Below are 16,095 nucleotides of genomic sequence, written 5' to 3'. Positions count from 1 at the left end.
ATAAAATAAGATGATAAATTAAGGTATTATTAGTATTCTCTGTGAACTAATTTGTTAAAGCAATCTTTGCATACTACTTTGCCGTCTATGGTTCTTCCTTTAACTTCCATAAAGTATTCGCCACAGTTTTCACAAACTAATGAGTTATATATTCTTGCTCTTTTTGGTTCTTCGATTGTTATTTCTTCAACTTTTAAGAGTTCGTCATCGTCAGCTTCAAGGATTCTTCTGATGATTTCTTTTCTTAATTCAGCTAATTCTTTAGCTTCTTCTTCGTTTAAAGTTTTTCCAAGGTATTTTGTATGCCTTTTCCTTTCTGCGTCGTTTTCAGTGCCTTTAACGTATATTCTTAAACCTTTACCGGTATTTCGGCTGTAAAATGTGAAAGCGTGTTTACCATAGTCTAAAAATTTAAGATTACCTTTTCCAAAAGTACAACTAAGCATTACTTGGATAGCATCTACACCACAAGCGTTATTTTCAACGATTGCGACTAATTCTTCATCTGCTGATTCTTTATTAAAGTTTTCTAAGACGTATTTTGCGACTCTGTATCCTGTAGCAATTCCTGGGCATTCGTGGCCGTGGAATTCTACAACTTTCTGGTATGTTTCATCCATTAATTCACCATTTTTAGGATTAGTTGTTAGGTATTAATTAAGATTATTTAATTTTTATTCATTTATTTGTCGATTTAGTCTATATAAGTAAACATAAGTTTAACAAGTAATATTAATTTTATATGTAGTATGGTTATAATAATAAAAATTACTTAATCGTATTACTATTTATAATTTCCGATGTGTATTCAACTTTATTTTAATATTATATTTTTGTGGTTTTTTACATATTATTTTTAAAATAATAACAATTACAAATACATAAATAACTGTTTAAAAATAAATTAATATACATATAATATAATTAATTAACATAATTAATTTAGATTTTAAATCAAAAAGAGGGATTAAATGACTGTTTTAGTAGTAATTGCACCTAAAGATTTTAGAGATGAGGAATTGTTCGAACCTTTGCAAGTAATACAAAGTACCAATAAAATTGCAACGCAAGTAGTATCTACAGAAATAGGGGAACATACAGGAATGTTGGGACGTAAAATAACCACCAATAAAACAATTGAACAAGTAAAATCAAGTGATTATGATTCAATAATTGTAGTGGGCGGTTCAGGTTCAAGAGACTATCTTTGGAATAATGAAACCCTTTTAAAGCTTGTAAATGAATTTAATGACGATAAAAAGGTAGTTTCAGCTATTTGTATATCTCCAGTAGTACTTGCACACGCAGGTGTTTTAAAAGATAAAAATGCTACAGTATTTGAAGATGCTGAAAGTATTGAAGAAATGAAAAAAGCCGGTGTAAACTTATTAGACGATGGTGTTGTGGTTGATGGTAATATCATAACCGCAAAAGGTCCTCAATTTGCAAAAGAATTCGGTATGAAAGTTCTTGAATTAATTGAAAAATAAATACACTTATAATATAACATTATTTTTTAGAATTATTAATCTATTTTTAAAAATTAAAAAAAAGAAATGAAAATATTTTATTTTTTATTTTTTATTTATTATTTTATTTTATTATTTTTATTTGTTAGATTTTTTAAATCTCTTCTTCTTTTTTTCTGCCCTTGTAAGCAACTAAAGCAACGCCTATTAAAACGACTACAACGATTACAGGTATCAACATATCGGAAAGAGCATCGTGAGCTTCTCCTGGTATGGTGGTTGCATTTGTTGTGGTATTTTCACTTAATGCTTTTGTATCGTTTTCTAATTCTGGCACATCTGGCACGATTGGTCCAATTGGTTTATCGTATTCAGTGTCATTTTGGGTAGTGTTTACAATAGGTGTATCGTTTATTGTAGTTGTGTTTTCAACAGACACATTTGTATGATGATGGCGATTTGATGAGCTATATACTGGCGTAGGAGTTGGCGCTGGGGTAGGTACTGTACCTTCATAACTAAGAACTACCTCAGGGTCTTGTATTAATGTAACTTCCACCATTTTGTCATCGATTATGGTATACCATCCAACAGAACTTTTTTCAGTTGTTAATTTTGTAATGTTATTTTCAGAAGTTTTTGCGTAAACTCCAACAAGTTTAAATTTACTTAACGGAACTCTTATCACAGATATACCTTTTGCAGAGGTATTTGTAGCAGTAAACTGAACTTCTGCTTTAATGGTTTCTCCAGGATTACTTTTAAGTAAGAATCTTGTTGAACTGATTTCAAATCCGCTATTTATAATTGGCATAATGTTTTCTGAAATATTATACAATATTTCATCAGCAGTCGTATCATCTAATGTTTCACCATAGATTTCTGAAGCTACCTTTTTGGATTCTCCATCTAAGTCAAACAAATTGTCTGGAATTTCAACAGATGTATTTTCGAATCTTGGTATTTCGATAGTTATTCCGTTATCGAATGTTATTTCTGTGAAATTAACGTTTTCCACTGTCGAAGTTTTAATACTTGCAATTTTACCATTCATTTTTGAAGAAAGTACAATATTTGATAATTTATCAGATAATGTATTGTTAATTAATATTTCTTCATATTCTTTTGAATGAGTATCTATTAATTCAATATTTGAAATTCTTATATCAAATTTACTACTATTTGAATCATCATTTAAATTTAGTGTAATATTACCTATACTGAGTATTCCACCGTTATTTATATCTGAAATATTCATATTGTTGTAGAATACACCTTCTGAGGTTATTGCACCTTTTGTAATATTGGATTCAGACACATTTATTGAACTCGTACTTGATAGTTTTAAAGTACCTGTAAAGTTCGTAATGTTTCGCAATGTAGGAATGCCTGACACATTAAGCTGTAAAACAACAGTTCCATTGTTTACCGGCGTAATATTGTATACGCTTAATTTTAATGTATCTTGCACTTTAATGCTAATTGTTTTTTCAGATGTTTTATTGTATTTATTTTTAATAAGTATTGTAGCATCTAATGTTTCATCACCTAATGGTGCAGTAATGTATGTTCTGTAATTTGTAGTGCCGTCTATTTTTGAAAGTGGGTGTGTATCTCCGTTGAATGATACATTACCAGTTAATTCAGGGTCTACAGTTGAAATTTTCACTGTAAAGTTTTCATTTGATGACACTGTTTCAGGTGTAGGGCTAACTACATTAAAGTAAGGAGCTTCTCCCAAATCTTTTTCAATTCTGTAGTTTCTACCAAACTCTGAAATCATTCCTTTATATATTGTTTGAGTTGTTATTAAGTCTCCTTTTGCGAGTTCAACCGAAGAATTGCTTACGTTTATTGAACCTTGGAATGCACCAGTACTATCTACATCAATACTTCCAAGATATTTGTAGCCACCGCCATAGTATTTGCAGGTTGTATCTCCGTTTCCAGCTGTATCCTTAACTAAATATGCGTATACGGTTGAATTACCATAATTTAAACTTGGTTTATTATATCCAATGTATCCTTCAAGAATTAAATTATCATCAGATATTGCACAGTCTTTAACTGTTGGGGTATCTAATTCCCAAACTGAACCTACAACCATACTATCAATTACTTTGTTAATGTCAAAAGTCTTTCCAGTAAGTTGTGATACGATTGAATTTATTAAAACATCTAATCCATCTAAATTAGGGTTTAAATAAAGTTCTCCGTCATTTACAGTTGGTTCCCCTAATCCAAGTACATAACAGGTAATGTTTATTTCTGATGGGAGTACCATTGGTTTTGGGAACATAGGAAATGAGAAATTAACTTTTTCGTCAGAAGTTCCTACGTCAAAGTCAATAATACCTGCATCTAATGTATCAATGTCCATTCTTTCATTATTGTATATTGAGTTATTATAGAATGGTTTTTCTATATCTGCACCACCTAATGAAACAGTGGCTATACCAATGTAGTTATCCATAATGGTGTTATTTTTAATATTTCCGGATTCTTTACCGAGGTATATCACACCAGCACCTATTGTACAGTCATTTGGTATGATTGTAATGTTTAATGTGGCATTGGTAATGTTTGTATATATTGTAAGTCTACCTTGGTCGTCATCTATGATTTCTGTTTCAACACTTCTACCCATTTTTATGTATTCTCGGTTTCCGAAGTCTTGTGCGAAATATTCTGGTGATTTATATGTTGTTTTAACAACCACTGATTTGTCGCTGTGCTCTATATCAAAGCCTTCGTGATTTACAATAGTGTTATTTTCAAGTATAATGTAATCTTTTACAATTACACCCGCAATACCGTTATTATCTATGTAGTTGTTTTTTGCAATTAAACTGTGTGTACTTATAACCCCAATACCAAAATCACCTTTGATATCAAATGTATCAATAACTTCGGGAAGTTCAAGTGCATCATTTACTGTTTTAGCGATTATTTGAATATTATTTGATTCAATTTCATCCATTGCATCAATATATTGAATATTGGTTAATATATCAATGAGTATTTTTTCTGAATTATCTACATTTATTTTGTTGTTTGATATATTACAGTTTTCGACGGTTATTTTATCAGTCGCTAATATACCAATACCTGAGTTTCCAGTTATTTCGGAATTGTAAATGTTTGAATTACCAATTACACCTACGCCAATTTTATGGAATGTAGTTCCTTCAGTAAATAAGTCGATAATTCCACTAATACTTTGGCTTCCATCGTCGTCTGTTGTCGAAAGTAGTAGCACTGAATTTATGAAATCTAATGTATTGATACCATTGTCCTTAATTTTAGAATTGTTAATCACAAGTTCTGGATTACCTATAATGCCGATTCCGTTTTCTGAGAATGTGGAATCATTAATGGTAATTTTAGGTTGTGGATTTATATTATCATTTTTACGTATTTCATCTTGACATATATATCCCATATAACAATTATTTACATTTACATTGTTAAATGTGATATTTTCAGAGTGTATTACTGTAATACCCGTTGCTGAATTGGAAATATTTATATTTTTAAATATTTTATTACTACAGTTTATAATTATCAATTGACCATATTCCATACTTGAAATAGTATCGGATGAATTAGTCGAATTTACAATTTTTAAAATTTTTCCATTTACTGTGTTATTTTCCAATTTAACATATTCTTCACGGAATCTAGTTTCTTTATATATTATACCTTTTTCAAATTGGTTATCATTAATTAACACATAATTATATGGATTTTTATCACTTACACAATCCAATTTAATTTCGAAATATTTTGTATCTTTAAATACGTTATTTTGAATTGTACAATTTCTATCTAATTTTTCCAATAGTGTAATTCCAGAACCTATATTTGTAAATTCTGAATTTTTAATACTAAGTACACGTTGATACACATCATCTTCTTCGACATATACACTATCTACAATATTCTCAAAGGTACAATTATTTATGTACAATAATGGGAATTCATCATTAAATACATCGTTTACATTTTTGAATACTGTATTTTCAATTGTTGTATTTGTTATTGTAGTATTACTAATTGAAACATCAATAAAGTAAGGTATTGATTCATCAATGTAATTATATTTGTAGAATTCACTTCCATCAAATACTGAATCTCTAATATTAACATTAAATTTGCCTCCTAAACTACTGGAATATCGCAAATAGGTAGAACCATATAATGTACTGTCCTTTATGGTAATGTTAGAATTTAATAAACCAATTATTTTATCTGTTGATTTTAATGTAGCTCCATTGATTTCAACATTTGACTTTTCCATATATGCTGAGAAGTAATCACTGGATTCTTCAATGGATACATTTGTACAGTTATAAACAAATATTTCAGCATATGAGTCATCAACTGTAATTTTAGATGATTCATTAACGAATAATCCGATATCCTTACCATTTATTTTGTTATTGGACATATCTATATATCTTATGTACACATCTGAGTCGTGTACAATATTACAGTTTTTAAATACGTTATTTGCATATGTAATATGATTACCTGTTTCATCAAGTTCCTTTACAGATATACCTGCCATAGGGTGAGTTTTGGATAACTCATTAAATTGAATTGTGTTATTTGATACATTGAATTTTGATGCTTCTTCAATGTATATACCAACATAACAATCTTTAATGGTATTGCCTACGAAAGTGTTATTTGCTTCAACATTATTATTACCCTCGTAAATACCCGATTTACCATATCCTGCACCGTCAATAAGATTATCCCTGATGAGAATATTATCTATATAATTGTATTGTATTGCAGAACTGTAGAAATTTGTAAATTCGTTGTTTTTAATTACAACATCATCTAATTTATTAACATCTATAATATTAATTGCATTTTTAAACGTACAGTTTTTAATTACAAGTTTGCTGTCGTCTATATCTTCAGCAGTAATACCGGATGCGGCACCTTCAAAATCTATAACGTGATTATTACCATCAATAGTAACGTTTTCAGCCGTTATGATTATACTATATACTTTTACGTCTTCCATTATATTGTAAATACCATCTTCAGTAATTATAAGTGGTTTATACGTAAAATCATCTTGTGTTAAATTTATAACATTGGGCGTATTTGGAGATTCAGGCAATATAGCGGATGAATCAGATATCACAAATAACGACAAGATAACCATTATCATTAAAATATATTGTTTTTTTATTATTGTATCCCTCTTAGGTAATATTTTTATAGTTATATTAATTTTTAAATTTTTTAAGGTACTTAAATTTTTAATTTGTATTATATTTTCAAAAAGTAGTTATGCACATACGTTCGGGTTAATATGTTTAAAATATATTGAACATAAATTTTTTTATAAAATATTCATTATTGTTAGTTAATTATAAAAAATTAGATATTCACGATATTTCATATTGAATACGTATAATTATGTTATTTATTCAAATATTATGCTAAAATTCACTATTTTATCGGAATTAATAGACTGTAATAAAATAAATATATATTACAAAAAAGGTTTATTAAAATTAATATATATACTTTCCGAAATATATAATTTTTAATGAATTTGGGGTATTGCTAGCTCGATTGTTATAAAAAACCTTAATAACTTTTTGATTACGTTAATACTAAAAATAATAATAATAATAATAATAATAATAATAATATTGGTTTCATATTCAATTCGTAATACAAAATTATAAAAAGTATTAACATATAATATAGAATAATAGTTATTATTAATTTACAATTATAATGTATAAATTACAATTTTACATATTGATAAATTTATAATCTAATATTCATTGAGTATATCACTAAAATTTATAAAAAATTTTGAAAGTAGTGTATTGGGAGATTAACATGATAGTTTCAGTTGACGGAATAGAGTTTAAATACAAATGTTCTAAAATACTTGAAAATATACAATTTGACGTAGACGAAGGGCAAGTAGTTTCAATATTGGGCGTGAATGGTGCAGGAAAAAGTACCTTGTTAAAATGTATAAACAGGATAATAAGCCCTAAAAAAGGAACCATAATGATTGACAGCCACGATTTGGACAAATTAGGACGATTAGACCTTGCTAAAAAGGTGGGGTATGTCCCTCAACGGTCAGAAGGAAATTATATGACCGTATTTGATACACTATTGTTGGGTAGGAAACCTCATATAAAATGGGAAGTTGGTAAAAAAGATATTGAAATAACTGAACGAGTTTTAAGGCTTTTGGACCTTGAAAAATATGCTATGAGAAATACCAATGAATTAAGCGGTGGAGAATTGCAAAAAGTAATTATTGGTAGGGCATTAGTACAAGAACCAAAAGTAATTTTATTAGATGAGCCTACAAACAATTTGGACCTTAAAAATCAGCTTGAAGTTATGAAAATCATTAAAGATATTTCAAGAACTCAAAATATAACCTCAATAATCGTTATGCACGATTTAAACCTTGCTTTACAATACTCTGATAAATTTTTATTATTAAAAGATGGTAATATCTACGCAGAAGGTGGGGACGAAACTATTAACAGCGAAAGTATTCAAAAAGTATATGGTGTTGAAGCAGGTATACACGATGTAAATGGCGTGAAAATGGTTATTCCAATGTATTAATGAATATATGGTTATTACGAATTTTAGTATATACTACTACCATAATATTATTTTTTATTATTTTTTAGATTAATTAGATTACTTAGATTACTTAGATTACTTAGATTAATCATATTGGTTATTTTGTGCTTAAATTTTTACTTCAATTTTTATTGAACAATTCCTATAAATATCCTGATTTTTTCACTTTTTTAATGGTTTATAAAAGGTAATTGCCGAATAATTAATTATATATACTATATTTTTTATTATATTGATAGATAGTAATATATTAGAATATACTATCATTACATAGTTAGTCAAAAAAAATCGACTAAAATCAAAAATAAACAAAAAATAAACAAAAAATAAATAAACAAAAAACCAAACCAAAACTAAAAGTATGGTGATTAAGATGAAAAGCAATATTAAAGATATTATTTTGAGAATTATTGAGTTTAGAGAAATTACAGGAATCAGCATTGAAGAAATGGCGGAATATTTGCATATATCTCCAGAACAGTATCGTGCCTACGAAAGTGGCGACGCTGATATACCAGCGAGCATGCTATGCGAAATAGCACATAAGTTTAATGTAGACCTAAGTCTACTACTTACTGGTAAGGATACGAAAATGCACATATTTTCAGTCACTCGTAAAAATCAAGGCGTAGAAGTAAATAGACGTAAAGAATACAAATACGAAAATTTAGCATCTAATTTAACTCATAAAAAAGCAGAGCCGTTCATAGTAACCGTGGAACCAAGAGAAGACGGTACAAGACCTTCAGATAATACTCACTTAGGACAAGAGTTTATATATGTAATTGAAGGTGTGCTTAAAGTTTACATCAATAATAATGAAATCGTATTGAACGAAGGAGATTCAATGTACTTTGATTCAGCATACGAACACGCAATGGAAGCATTAGAAGGTAAAAAAGCTAAATTTTTAGATTTACTTGTATAATTAAAAATAACTAAAAAGATAAAAATTAAACGGAAAAATTAAATTAAAAAGACGAGTATAAAAAATTAAATTTGAGAAATGAGAAATCGTATTGAAAAATAGAATAGGTATTATTGAAGTAGATAACATTGAAGTAGATAACATTGAAGTATTGACATATATGAATTATTAAAATTAAAATAATTTTTAATTTTTTATAATATTTCCATAGTATCAAATTCACTCATTTTTCAGATTTGATGATTTACGAGTTTATAAACTGATAAGGACAATAATTAAAAGGTGAATTTATGGTTTCATTATTAAATGAATATGTAAACAAGGTAGATTTTGAATCATACGAAGATTTTAAGGAAAATTTTGAGATAAACGTTCCAGAAAACTTTAATTTTGCATACGACGTAGTAGATAGATACGCAAAAGAACATCCTGACAAAAAAGCATTAATATGGTGCAATGACGAGGGTGTAGAAAAAATATTTACATTCAGCGATATGAAAAAATATAGTGATAAAACAGCGAATTTCTTCTTAAATAATGGTATAAAAAAGGGCGATGTAGTAATGCTCACCTTAAAAAGCCGTTATGAATTCTGGTTCTGCATATTGGCACTCCATAAGATAGGTGCAATAGCATTGCCTGCTACACATATGTTAACCACAAGAGACATCGTATACAGGGCTGAAGAAGCTAAAATGAAAATGGTTGTTTGTATAGACGATGAAAGCGTTTTGCAATATGTAAATGAAGCTTATGATGAAGTTAACGACGATTTAAAATTCAAAAGAGTTTCAGTTGGAAATAAAGACGTTGAAAATTGGGCTAATTTCAGAAAAGAATTTGAAAAAACTTCTGAAACTTTTGTTAAACCAAAAGAATGCGAAACAGAAAATGGCGACACTATGGTAGGATATTTCTCATCAGGTACGTCAGGATTTCCTAAATTAATAAAACACGATTACTTATATCCATTAGGTCATATACTAACTTCTAAGTTCTGGCAAAATGTACAAGAAGACGGTTTGCACTACACAGTAGCAGACACCGGTTGGGCAAAATGTTTATGGGGTAAACTCTATGGTCAATGGATATGTGGTTCAGCAGTATTTGTTTACGACTACGAAAAGTTTGATGCTAAACATATGCTTAATAAAGCTTCAAAACACGGCGTAACAACGTTTTGCGCACCACCTACAGTATATAGATTTTTGATAAAAGAAGATTTATCAAAATATGAGTTTTCAACTTTGAAATATGCTGTGACAGCTGGAGAACCGTTAAATCCTGAAGTATATAACAAATTTTATGAATTCACTGGTTTAAAACTGATGGAAGGATTTGGACAAACTGAATTGGTTGCAGTAGTGGCCAATTTCCCAGGAATGGAACCAAAACCTGGTTCTATGGGTAAAGTATCACCATTATACGATATAAAGTTGTTAAATTATGCAGGAGAAGAGTGCGACGTCGGAGAAGAAGGGGAAATCGTTGTAATGACCGATAGGGAAAATAAACCTGTAGGAATGTTTGCAGGATACCACGACGAAGAAAAAACAAATTCAGCGTGGTATGGTGGAGTTTATCATACAGGCGATACAGCTTGGAAAGATGAAGATGGATATTTATGGTTTGTAGGTAGAACCGATGATATAATAAAAAGTTCTGGTTATAAAATAGGTCCTTTCGAAGTAGAAAGTGCTTTAATGACTCATCCGGCAGTACTGGAATGTGCAATAACCGGTGTACCTCATCCAGTTAGAGGCCAGGTTGTAAAAGCTACAATAGTTCTTGCAAAGGATTATACTGCTTCAGATGACTTGAAAAAGGAATTACAAAATCACGTTAAAAATACGACAGCACCGTACAAATATCCAAGAATAGTTGAATTTGTGGAAGAATTGCCAAAAACTATAAGTGGAAAAATCAGGAGAAATTGCATAAGACATAAAGATAAGGATTTATGCAATAAATAATACGGATTGTTGAAATACGACAAATAGAATAAACAATCAATAGAAAATTAATAGTAATATTAACATTACTAAATTTTTATTTTTAATCTTTCTATATCCTAACACGCAGGATACCGAAGAGATATGCAAAAAATCATAAAATATGAACTTTATTTTCTTAAAATTTATATACGATGGTTTTATAATATATCTTGAAATTAATTATAATGATTAAATATGATAAATTAAACTTAAAAAATATTAATATACTAACTTAAAGAGTGAAAATATGAGTAATCCATACCCTGTTATAAACATATTGGAATGTAAAGCATGCGAAAGATGTATTATTGCTTGTCCAAAAGATGTATTAATTATGAGTGAAGAGTTCAATGAAAGAGGCTATCACTATGTAAAATACATTGGAGAAGGTTGCACAGGCTGTGCTAACTGTTATTACACATGTCCGGAACCTTTGGCAATCGAAATACATATACCACTTAAAAACAAGAAATAACTTTAAATTCAAAAATAATTAAAAAAATAATAAAATTATAAAATAATAATAATAAAATATAAAATAATAATAAAATTATAAAATAATAATAAAATTAAAAAATAAATAAAACAAAATTAAAAAATATAATAATAGAATAAGATAAAACAGCAAATAGATAATATTATTATGAAATAATCGTTAAATACTAACTAAATTGCATAGAGGTAAATTATGGCTACTCAATTGATAAAAGGAAACACAGCAGTGATTATAGGGGCTATGTATGCAGGATGTGATTGTTATTTTGGATATCCAATTACGCCGGCAAGTGAAATATTACACGAAGCTTCAAAATACTTCCCAATGGTGGGAAGAAAATTCGTACAAGCTGAATCGGAAGAAGCAGCTATAAATATGGTTTATGGTGCAGCTTCAACAGGGCACAGAGTTCTTACAGCTTCATCAGGTCCAGGTATCAGTTTAAAACAAGAAGGAGTTTCATTTTTAGCAGGTGCGGAACTTCCTTGTGTAATTGTGGATATTATGAGAGCAGGACCTGGTTTAGGTAATATAGGACCAGAACAGGGGGATTATAACCAAGTTGTAAAAGGCGGAGGGCACGGGAACTATAGAAATATTGTACTTGCCCCAAGTTCAGTTCAAGAAATGTGCGATTTTACAATGAAAGCGTTTGAATTATCTACAAAATACAAAAATCCAGTTGTAGTTTTAGCAGACGGTGTTTTAGGTCAAATGGTTGAGCCATTACAATTCCCTGAAACGTCAGCTCAGCCAAAAATAGATAAATCTTGGGCAGTATGTGGAACAGAAGACACAATGGAAAATTTAATAACTTCAATTTTCTTAGATTTTGACCAGTTGGAAGAATTCAATTATAAATTACAGGAAAAATACGCAGAAGTAGAAGCTAATGAAGTACTTTACGATGAGTATATGGTTGAAGATGCGGAAATTATTTTGGTTTCATATGGAATAAGTAGCAGAATCGCTAAAAGTGCAGTAGATACCGCAAGGAAAGAAGGTTTAAAAGTAGGCTTATTTAGACCTATTTCATTATATCCATTCCCAAAGGATAGATTAAAAGAATTAGCGGATAGAAACGATATCAATACAAGATTTATATCTGTTGAAATGAGCAACGGACAAATGATGGAAGATGTGAAACTTGCAATAGAATGCAATAAACCAGTATCCTTGGTTAATAGCATGGGCGGTAAATTAATGGATATTGAAAAAATAATGTCTGAAATTAAGAGATAATATTTAAATTTAAGATTAAATTAAGATTAAATTAAGATTAAAATTTTAAGAATAAGAATAATATTTAATAATAAATAAAGAATAACTAATTAGGGGAAATTATGAAGACAAACACAGAAAATATGTGCGAAACAGCTACTGAAAAAGTAATAAGAAACCCAAAAGGACTTTTGGAAGAATTCCCGAGGAAAGGCGGTTCAGCACCTACTGCAACACACTACTGTGCAGGTTGCGGTCATGGTATCATACATAAATTAATCGGCGAAGCAATGGAAGAATTAGACATAATGGACAGATGCGTAATGATTAGCCCTGTAGGCTGTGCTGTATTCGCTTATTATTATTTTAACTGTGGAAACATACAAGTAGCACACGGTAGAGCTCCAGCAGTTGGTACGGGTGTATCAAGAGCTCAAGATAACGCAATTGTTTTATCTTACCAAGGAGATGGAGACCTTGCTTCAATCGGCTTAAATGAAACAATGCAAGCTGCAAACAGAGGCGAAAAGATGGCAGTATTTTTCGTAAATAATACAGTTTACGGAATGACTGGTGGACAAATGGCTCCAACAACATTGGTCGGAGAAAGAACAACAACGTGTTTAAATGGTAGGGACCCGGCATACGCTGGTTATCCAATTCATATGTGTGAATTGTTGAACAACTTAAAAGCTCCAGTTTATATTGCGAGAGTTTCTGTATCAGACATTAAACACATTAGAAAAGCAAGACAGTCAATCAAAAAGGCTTTACAGATTCAAAAAGAAGGGAAAGGTTATTCTTTCATTGAAATTTTGAGCCCTTGCCCAACTAACTTAAAACAAGATAGTAAAATGGCAGAACAGTTTATAAATGAACAAATGGAAAAAGAGTTCCCATTAGGCGTATTTAGGGATAATTACGAAGAATCAGAACCATATGACCGACCAGAAAGTGATTTTTCAACAGAATCTTTGAATAAAATCTTTAACGTTGAATGTGGTGCTGAAAATGCAATATACGACCCAGAATTTAATGAAAAACACGTTAAAATTGCAGGATTTGGCGGTCAGGGTGTTTTAAGTATGGGTTTAACACTCGCAGAAGCAGCTTGTAGTGCAAGGAACAATGTTTCGTGGTATCCATCATATGGACCAGAACAGAGAGGAGGAACCTCAAACTGTTCCGTTGTAATTTCGGGAAAAGATATCGGCTCGCCAGTGGTTTATGCTCCCGATTTATTGGTTGCATTTAACAGACCATCTTTAGAAAGCTTTGCAAAAGATGTAAAAGAAGGCGGAATTATATTGTATGATGAAAACGTCGGAAATATTGAAGAATTAAATTTAAACGTTTCAAAAGATGTTAAAATCATTGAAGTGCCCGCTTTAAAACTTGCAAGAGAAATGGGTAACGAAAGAGCTATGAATACTGTTATGTTGGGCGTAATTATGGCTTTAAACACAACAGGTTTATCAAAAGAGACTTTTGTAAGTGCAATCGAGAAAACATTTGCTAAAAAGCCTAAATTAATACCTATGAATGTTAAGGTATTAGAAGCAGGCGAAAAATGGGCAAAAGAGAATTTAAATTAAATATTAATATTTGATTTATTTTTTTTATTTTATACTTTATTATTATTTTATATTTTATTATTATTTTATACTTTATTATTTTTTATCTAAATACTTATTAAATAGTGCAACTACCAAAAAAAATCCCAAAATACTCAAAACCCACGGTGAGGAGAACATAAGTATAATGGTAAAACATATGGATAATAATATTGCCCCAAACCGTGGTAAACTGTTTTTAAATACTTTAACAGACGCTAATAATGATAACAAAGCATTGCCAATCAAAAATGCGTTTGTCATAGTAATTATGTCAGTTAAATTTAATAATTTGAAAGTAAGTATTAATACAGTGATTATATTCATAATATATAAGAATCCAATTCCGCCGATTGGAACATTTGATTTATTCCTTTTCGATAATATACCGCACAAAAAGCTTGGAAAAGCTCCATTTAAAGCTTGTGAGTTTATTAATCTACTTACGCCCCCTATTATCATCATATATGCGCAGAAGCAAAGCCCCGTAATTGTAATTGTTAATAGCATATTTGAGATATCCCCAAATAAAGGGTATAGTATTAATGATAACATAGATATCATATTTTCCGGATGTACAATATTTGTATCTATCGCCTGTATTGCGAATGAAACCACAAAATAAACTGTTGAAACGATTAAAACAGCGAGCAACGCTGATTTAGGTATTATTTTTTTAGGATGCTCCACTTCTAAGCTGTAATTTCCCAAAATCTCCCACCCTATAATTGACCAAAACATTATTAAAAATGAATTTCCTATTTCACTGCTGGATAATGTAATTGGTACAAATAAGGGGTCTTTTCTATAAAAAGCAATTGTAAATAAGCCCCCTGTTAGGAGAACTACGGATATAATTCCCGATAACAAGGTTGAAATTTTTCCAACTTCTGCAATATCTTTTAAAAGCGTAATAAATGCTATTGAGATTAGTATCATTACGTAAACTTCTGCAGGTAATGCTAATCCAAAATTTGCAATTAATGAAGATAAATACTCACTCGAAACCATAAGTACGATTACAGGCCCCATAAATGCAGAAAATATTAAATATGTCGCAGTTAAATTTCTGAAGGATTTTCCGAAAGAATATTCTACAACATCGGCTAAACCTGAGTCTCCGGGGAATAATACGCATAATTTACTTGCAATGTATGCAAATATTCCGCTCAATGTCATCATAAATATCCATCCAAAAATAGAATAGTCCCCGAGTGTTTCGTGCACTAAAGGGGGCATCATAACGATTCCTGAACCTAATAACGGACCTATAATAAGCCCCGTAAGTGTGAAAATCCCTAATTTTCCACCAGTATTTTTTGATGAGGTTTTATTATTCTTAGTCTTATTATTATTCCCATATTTATTAATTTTATCCATTTTACTCACGTGTTTTAAGTTTAAATAAATTTAAATACTTTTTAAATATTTTTAAATACTTTTTAAATCATTTTAAGGTTTATAAATATATATTCTTATATATAAGCATTTACCCAGAATCATTAAAATTTAGTTTTCAAAATTGACATTATTTCCTATTTTGTATCTATTTACTTAATATAGTAATAATTTTATAAATAATACTATAGAATAAAAAAATAATCTATCTTACTAATGTTTCAAATTAATTTTACCTATTTTTAAGTCCAACGATATTAAATTCAAAAATACTTAATATATATTACTTATGATATATATGTAATGTAATTAAGCCTCATTATTG

General features: G+C 29.6%; 10 protein-coding genes. 7 read left to right on the top strand and 3 right to left on the bottom strand.

Translation table 11 applies throughout. From position 1 onward, the window contains the following. Window positions 1-29: 29 nt before the first annotated feature. Window positions 30-620, bottom strand: a complete 591-nt coding sequence (locus tag J3E06_RS04610) for an FmdE family protein (protein ID WP_013180113.1) — start codon at window positions 618-620, stop codon at window positions 30-32. 351 nt (window positions 621-971) lie between these two features. Between J3E06_RS04610 and J3E06_RS04605 the strand changes: the two genes are divergently transcribed. Beyond that, the gene (locus J3E06_RS04605; RefSeq protein WP_013180112.1) at window positions 972-1,490 is read left to right on the top strand and encodes a DJ-1/PfpI/YhbO family deglycase/protease; all 519 of its coding nucleotides are present in this window, start codon (window positions 972-974) and stop codon (window positions 1,488-1,490) included. A 133-nt stretch (window positions 1,491-1,623) separates the two neighbouring features. On the opposite strand, the gene J3E06_RS04600 is transcribed toward J3E06_RS04605, so the two are convergent. Beyond that, the gene (locus J3E06_RS04600; protein WP_198003559.1) at window positions 1,624-6,630 is read right to left on the bottom strand and encodes a right-handed parallel beta-helix repeat-containing protein; all 5,007 of its coding nucleotides are present in this window, start codon (window positions 6,628-6,630) and stop codon (window positions 1,624-1,626) included. A gap of 713 nt (window positions 6,631-7,343) precedes the next feature. On the opposite strand from J3E06_RS04600, the gene J3E06_RS04595 reads away from it, so the two are divergent. From J3E06_RS04595 to J3E06_RS04570, 6 genes are all read left to right on the top strand, one after another. Further along, complete coding sequence (locus J3E06_RS04595; RefSeq protein WP_013180110.1) at window positions 7,344-8,099, top strand: ABC transporter ATP-binding protein; 756 nt, start codon at window positions 7,344-7,346, stop codon at window positions 8,097-8,099. A gap of 394 nt (window positions 8,100-8,493) precedes the next feature. Then, window positions 8,494-9,048: a helix-turn-helix domain-containing protein gene (locus tag J3E06_RS04590; protein ID WP_013180109.1), complete on the top strand. Its 555-nt coding sequence runs from the start codon at window positions 8,494-8,496 to the stop codon at window positions 9,046-9,048. A 290-nt stretch (window positions 9,049-9,338) separates the two neighbouring features. Then, window positions 9,339-11,021 carry an AMP-binding protein gene (locus tag J3E06_RS04585; RefSeq protein WP_013180108.1) on the top strand — a complete coding sequence of 561 codons (1,683 nt, stop codon included), beginning with the start codon at window positions 9,339-9,341 and terminating at the stop codon, window positions 11,019-11,021. 268 nt (window positions 11,022-11,289) lie between these two features. Beyond that, window positions 11,290-11,517: a 4Fe-4S dicluster domain-containing protein gene (locus tag J3E06_RS04580; protein WP_013180107.1), complete on the top strand. Its 228-nt coding sequence runs from the start codon at window positions 11,290-11,292 to the stop codon at window positions 11,515-11,517. Window positions 11,518-11,730: 213 nt separating this feature from the next. Next, on the top strand, window positions 11,731-12,780 hold the full coding sequence (locus J3E06_RS04575) for a 3-methyl-2-oxobutanoate dehydrogenase subunit VorB (protein ID WP_013180106.1): 1,050 nt from the start codon (window positions 11,731-11,733) through the stop codon (window positions 12,778-12,780). A 101-nt stretch (window positions 12,781-12,881) separates the two neighbouring features. Further along, a complete protein-coding gene (locus J3E06_RS04570; RefSeq protein ID WP_013180105.1) occupies window positions 12,882-14,354 on the top strand; it encodes a 2-oxoacid:acceptor oxidoreductase family protein in 1,473 nt (490 codons plus the stop codon). Window positions 14,355-14,429: 75 nt separating this feature from the next. On the opposite strand, the gene J3E06_RS04565 is transcribed toward J3E06_RS04570, so the two are convergent. Beyond that, on the bottom strand, window positions 14,430-15,752 hold the full coding sequence (locus tag J3E06_RS04565) for an APC family permease (RefSeq protein ID WP_013180104.1): 1,323 nt from the start codon (window positions 15,750-15,752) through the stop codon (window positions 14,430-14,432). Window positions 15,753-16,095 lie beyond the last annotated feature (343 nt).

Origin of the sequence: Methanococcus voltae (genome assembly GCF_024807655.1) — an archaeon.
Lineage (GTDB): Archaea > AGJL01 > Methanococci > Methanococcales > Methanococcaceae > Methanococcus > Methanococcus voltae_D.
Note: the sequence above shows the minus strand (reverse complement) of the source record. Positions and strands in the feature narration are given on the sequence as shown.